General features: G+C 63.7%; 5 protein-coding genes and 1 tRNA gene. 2 read left to right on the top strand and 4 right to left on the bottom strand.

The features are described from left to right. Positions 1–215: 215 nt before the first annotated feature. Positions 216–989 (bottom strand): phytanoyl-CoA dioxygenase family protein, encoded by a 774-nt coding sequence (locus GY937_03265; protein MCP5055727.1) that lies wholly within the window; start codon positions 987–989, stop codon positions 216–218. A gap of 122 nt (positions 990–1,111) precedes the next feature. Here GY937_03265 and GY937_03260 point away from each other — a divergent pair. Both GY937_03260 and GY937_03255 read left to right on the top strand, forming a co-directional pair. After that, positions 1,112–1,187 (top strand) — tRNA-Thr (locus GY937_03260). 384 nt (positions 1,188–1,571) lie between these two features. After that, entirely contained in the window at positions 1,572–2,183 is a 612-nt protein-coding gene (locus GY937_03255) for a protein-L-isoaspartate(D-aspartate) O-methyltransferase (protein ID MCP5055726.1), read from the top strand. Between the two features lie 337 nt (positions 2,184–2,520). Here GY937_03255 and GY937_03250 read toward each other — a convergent pair whose 3' ends face one another. The 3 genes from GY937_03250 to GY937_03240 all read right to left on the bottom strand — a co-directional run bounded on the left by GY937_03250 (position 2,521) and on the right by GY937_03240 (position 4,688). After that, entirely contained in the window at positions 2,521–2,853 is a 333-nt protein-coding gene (locus GY937_03250) for a hypothetical protein (protein ID MCP5055725.1), read from the bottom strand. A gap of 756 nt (positions 2,854–3,609) precedes the next feature. After that, the gene (locus GY937_03245; protein MCP5055724.1) at positions 3,610–4,509 is read right to left on the bottom strand and encodes a hypothetical protein; all 900 of its coding nucleotides are present in this window, start codon (positions 4,507–4,509) and stop codon (positions 3,610–3,612) included. Beyond that, the gene (locus GY937_03240; GenBank protein ID MCP5055723.1) at positions 4,509–4,688 is read right to left on the bottom strand and encodes a hypothetical protein; all 180 of its coding nucleotides are present in this window, start codon (positions 4,686–4,688) and stop codon (positions 4,509–4,511) included. Before GY937_03240 ends, GY937_03245 begins: the two co-directional genes overlap by 1 nt. Positions 4,689–4,891 lie beyond the last annotated feature (203 nt).

Genomic DNA, 4,891 nt, shown 5'->3' with positions numbered 1-4,891 from the left:
TCGATCCCGCAGGAGTGCATATGGCTGTTCGTGTAGAATCTCATCGGGTCTCCTTCTGAGCGGATGCTCTGTGTTATGTGCATCCAACCTACTCGATGGCCGAGTGGGTTCAGGAGGGGGCCTGGATGAGGATCAAGGCCCAGGCAAGAACGCGCATCCCCTCCCCTCCCAAGGAAAGTCAACCAGCGGGGACGGGGTGTTCGCTGTAGGCGGGCCTAGGGGATGACCTGCCAGCCTTCGTCGGAAAAACCCAGCAGCCGTTGAACCTCAGGCGACGCCTTCTCGGCGACCTCGACCCCGGTCGTCACATGGTGATCCTCGAGCGGCCGTAGCCAACTCACCAGATAGCCGACATAACAACCGATGCGGATCCCCGGTGTACGGTTCGCCCCGCCCCCGTGGATCACGTCCCCGTCGTAGAGCAGGGCCGACCCCTTGGCCATCACCGCCTGGGTCTCCTCGCTCTTCTCGGGCTTGCGTTCCTTCGGCCAGTGATGGCTGCCCGGCACGACCACCGTCGCACCGTTCTCGGCCGTGAATTCCGTCAGGGCCACATTCGCACTGAACAGCACCGGTGGCCGCGGCGCCGGCACGAACGGCCATGAATCCGCATCCCGGTGCAGCTCCTGGACCGATTCACCCTCCCCGAGCGCCATCAACTCCCCGGTACTGATCCGAATCGTCCGGCAACGCCCAGCCAGGCGCTGCCGCGCCAACCCCACCAACAGGGGATCGGCGATCAACTCCCCGTAGGCCGAGGAACGCGCCAGCAAGCCATGAAGCCGCTTCGTCCTCAACCCGAAAAACTCTTTCGGCTCCGCCCCGCCGGCATTCGACCACTCGACCGCCCCGAGGTGGGGCTCGAAATCCCCCCGCAGCCAATCCGCCTGCGCTCCAGAGAGCAGCCCCTCGAGGATGACCCCACCGTCCCGATCCAGCACCGCCAGGATCTCGTCCGCCGGTGTATCCCGGGAAAGCGTCGTCAGCACCTCGAGCCTCCTCGATCGCGACCCGGGCCCAATGGCGGCCCCCCGGGCCCCTCGTTACCCTGAATCGCCACGGTGCACCCAGGCCGCGAGCCCACCAGAAGCCCGCGACGCCGCACCGCCGAGCCAACGTAGCTCAGCTGGTAGAGCAGCTGATTCGTAATCAGCAGGTCAGCGGTTCAAATCCGCTCGTTGGCTCCAGCGATTCCGCTGCTAGGTGGCGGAGTTGCGGATTGCGTGACCGCTCTCGCTCACCCCATCGCCGGGACTGGTTCGGATAGGTTCGGGCTTCCGGTCCTGGTTCGCGGAGAGCTCCCCCACTTGGATGGGTACCTTCTGGCTTTCCATGTGTGCTACCGCAAGCCATGGCGGAACGTTGGAGTCAGATTGCCCATGCGAGGGAATTCGCGATCGACACCTCGAGCTCGAGCGAGGCAGCGAAAGTTTGCAGCCCTGCTCGTGCCCTGGCTCGCCGCAACTTCGCCGGCGGCCTGCGACGATGAAGCGTTGAACCTGCCCGAGAACACCACAACGCAGAGCGACCGGCGGCCTTCGGAAACGCGCTACGTCGAGGCGCGCGAAAGGATGGTGGACCAGCAACTCGTCGCACGCGGCGTCCAGGATGTGCGGGTGCTCGAGGCCATGCGCAGCGTGCCCCGCCACGAATTCGTCCCAGAACGCCAGCGCGACGCCGCCTACACCGATGGCCCGCTTCCGATCGGGGAACAGCAGACCATCAGTCAGCCCTACATCGTCGCGATCATGACCGAGCTTGCGAAGCTCGACGCGACTTCCCGAGTGCTCGAAGTCGGAACGGGGTCGGGCTACCAGGCGGCCGTGCTCCAGGAAGTGGCGGGAGAGGTCTTCAGCATCGAGATCGTCCCTGAACTGGCCCAACATGCACGGACGCTGCTTCCGCGTCTCGGCTATGGCGAGATTCAACTGCGCGAGGGCGACGGCTATCAGGGCTGGCCCGACGCCGCCCCATTCGACGCCATCCTCGTCACCGCCGCGCCGCCCGAGGTGCCCGAGCCTCTGATCGAGCAACTCGTGGTCGGCGGACGCCTGGTCGTCCCCGTCGGCCGCTGGAACCAACAACTCGTCGTGCTTACGAAGAGCGAAACGGGCGTCGAGCGCGAGGTGATCTTTCCCGTGCGCTTCGTCCCGATGACGGGGGAGATCCAGCGACCCCGCTGAGGGCTTCGACAGAAATTCGACCGCAGTCTGACGAAAGCCCGGACCCGGGATAGGAGTTCCAACAGGGAATTCCTATCCCCTGACGAAGCTCATCCACGAGCGCAGCGTCCTCTCGTTCGGCGACGCAGACCTCTCCGTCGACTCCGAGCGGGGCCAGGACTCCATGCCGCTCGAAGCGTTCAGACGCGCGGAACTGTTCGAGGGAAGCCTGGCGCTGATCGGGCGTTGGGGCGACTTCCTCTTCATCCCGGCCTACGCCATTCCTTCCGGAGGTGCGGCGCAGATCGTCGATCTGCTCGAATCTCGTGGCCTTCGGGTCGCGAGGTACTGGCGACCGCTACGGGCGTTCTGCGAGATCCATCTGGAAGGCCGCTCCGTCCGTCGCGATCACCCGGTGGATGTCCGGCTGCTCGATCCGAACGGCTTCGAGATCGACGTCGCTGGGAATCTCGTAGACGATCAGGGTCCCGGAAGATACGGCGACCAGTTTCGTGCGGCGACCGGACTTCCGCTGGAAACCGCTGATCTGATCACGTGCCCACGAGTAGCCCGAAACCTTGACGATCCCATCGGAGTACATCTCGACGACTCCGAAGAAGAAGCGCAGATGGTCGTCGGCAAAGAGCCGACGGTGACAGATCAAGAGCTTGGTGCCCTCTGAGAGAAGCATGGTTCGACCTCCCCCCTGTTGTTCGTCCGGCCGCGCACTTTTCTGAAGGTGCTCGCGCCCTCCGGCGTTGGGTGGTGGTTGCACCTGAGGCCCGCGGCCTCAACCGACCCCATCCATCCCTGCGGCGGGGCAGAGTGCGACAGCTCCGCCAGTGGGTTGCACCCGTTGGGAGCTTCCTCGACATGCTCTGAGAGGTAGGGCAGCCGTTGAACCGGAACACGTCCTGCACCGAGCTGAATCCTCGGCGGAAAGGTGTCGCAGTAGAGACGCGCGCCGGTCTTCTCCGGTTCGATGGTATCACTCGCTGAAGCATCTAGGCCCGTAGCGTCCGGTGCCTACCCTCCCAGCTGTGTGCCGATTGGTGTGCCAACTGAGCACAACTCGCCCGTACCAGACCGAAACCGGTGGACCTCGAGTTCCGCCAAGCACCTGGTATTCCTCACAAATTGGCACTCACCGACACGGGTCCGAACAACGCTGAGCGGTTTCGCAATCAGCAGGTCAGCGGTTCAAATCCGCTCGTTGGCTCCATGATTTCAGTGACTTGGGCACGGCCAAGCTTCCTAGCCCAATTCCTATTGGCCACGAGAAAATGCTCCGTCGCAGTGCGACAGCCCCTGGGCGAGGCACGGAATCGAGCCCGAGCAGCGCAAACGTCGTCACGGACGTGAAATCGCCTTCCCTATAGAACTAACCAGGGAGGAGAAGAGTCGCGGTAGGAGTGGAGCGGTACTGGCGGCGGGTCCCTCGGCCGGTTTAAGGGCGCACCAGCGAGAGACTTGTAGCGGAAACCTGGACCTTGGCGGTCTGGCTCCAGGCGAAGTCGAGATGATCGTCCTCGATCCCATCTCCAAAGATGACCCCGCCTTCGTTCATCTCCGAGACGACCGCCAGCGCGTTGCCCCGCTCGATCAGGCCACTGGTAACCTCGGTTCCGGTCGCAACACTCGGGAACGCCTCCCGAGCGAAGAACGCGAGCCGTCTGTCCTCGGGATTTGGCAGGTCGAGAATGTTGCCTCTCGATAGGTTGATCGATCGGGCCCACCCCGTAGCTCCGGTTCCGGTCGATACGATCAACCCCGAGGACGAATGCCTCTCTTCGTCTCCGGCTACTGCAAGCCGGTAGCGGGCTGACTGGTGAGTGCGGTGCCCAATGAAGACCTCATTGAGAGCCAAGAGCCGCTGCCCATCGTCGAGCTTCGCCTCAGCCATCGTCCGGTTCTCGAGCTCAACCGTACCGTGGGCAACTCCCACAATGAGGTCCCGTGCAGCCTCAGCCGGGTGAGGAACTAGAACGCCGTCGTACTCGTCTGGTAACGGATTGATCCCGATGACTGCCTGCCCATCCAGGTACTTCGCAACGTTGGCGACGAGCCCATCCTGCCCGACGGCCGCGATGATGTCTTCCGGCTCGAAGAGAAAGCGGTCCAAGTCGGGGCGATCAACTTGCGCCCGCCGCCACTTCGAGGGGATCGACTGGAGCACGAACCCGAGAGCCTCTTGAAAGCGCTGGTGTCCGGCCTCGAGCACCTCGATGTCTTCTCCCCGAGTTTCCAGGAAGAATTTCGCCTGCCCGCGCGTGGCATGGCGCTCCAGCAGCGCCTGATAGGGAGTGCTTCTGGTAACGACAACCACGCGCGGGACGGGACCAGCCATCAGTTCTTCCCACCCTCTCTCTCCAGGTGCTCCGTACCCGCCTGAACGAGATTGGTAAGAAGGCCGCCCATCAGGTCGGGCGTCAAGTTCAGGTGTTCGATCTTCTGGAGCTTCCCGGCAAGCCTCTGAGCTGCAAGCCCGAGCAGGCGCGGGGTGGGGAAGTCTCTGTAGATCTCCATTCGGTCCTGCTCCGCCTTCACCTTCGCCTGCTCCACGGCCTCGATGCTGCCAGCCTGGGCCTTGGCTGTAGACGCTCACTCAGAAGCGTAGAAATCTGATCATTTGGCCGGGGGGCGACGCAGCCCGCCGTTCCGGATTCCGATTCAGATCTTCCGGGTCGAAAGGTCCTTGACCCAGGGCGAACGCCCTCCCGGCTCGACCG

The sequence above is a fragment of the bacterium genome, assembly GCA_024228115.1.
Lineage (GTDB): Bacteria > Myxococcota_A > UBA9160 > UBA9160 > UBA6930.
Note: the sequence above shows the minus strand (reverse complement) of the source record. Positions and strands in the feature narration are given on the sequence as shown.

Coding starts and splice junctions, on each gene's coding strand:
- GY937_03255 (MCP5055726.1), top strand. CDS start 1,572: ATGGTGGACCAGCAACTCGTCGCACGCGGCGTCCAGGATGTGCGGGTG.
- GY937_03245 (MCP5055724.1), bottom strand. CDS start 4,509: ATGGCTGGTCCCGTCCCGCGCGTGGTTGTCGTTACCAGAAGCACTCCC.
- GY937_03240 (MCP5055723.1), bottom strand. CDS start 4,688: ATGGAGATCTACAGAGACTTCCCCACCCCGCGCCTGCTCGGGCTTGCA.
- GY937_03250 (MCP5055725.1), bottom strand. CDS start 2,853: ATGCTTCTCTCAGAGGGCACCAAGCTCTTGATCTGTCACCGTCGGCTC.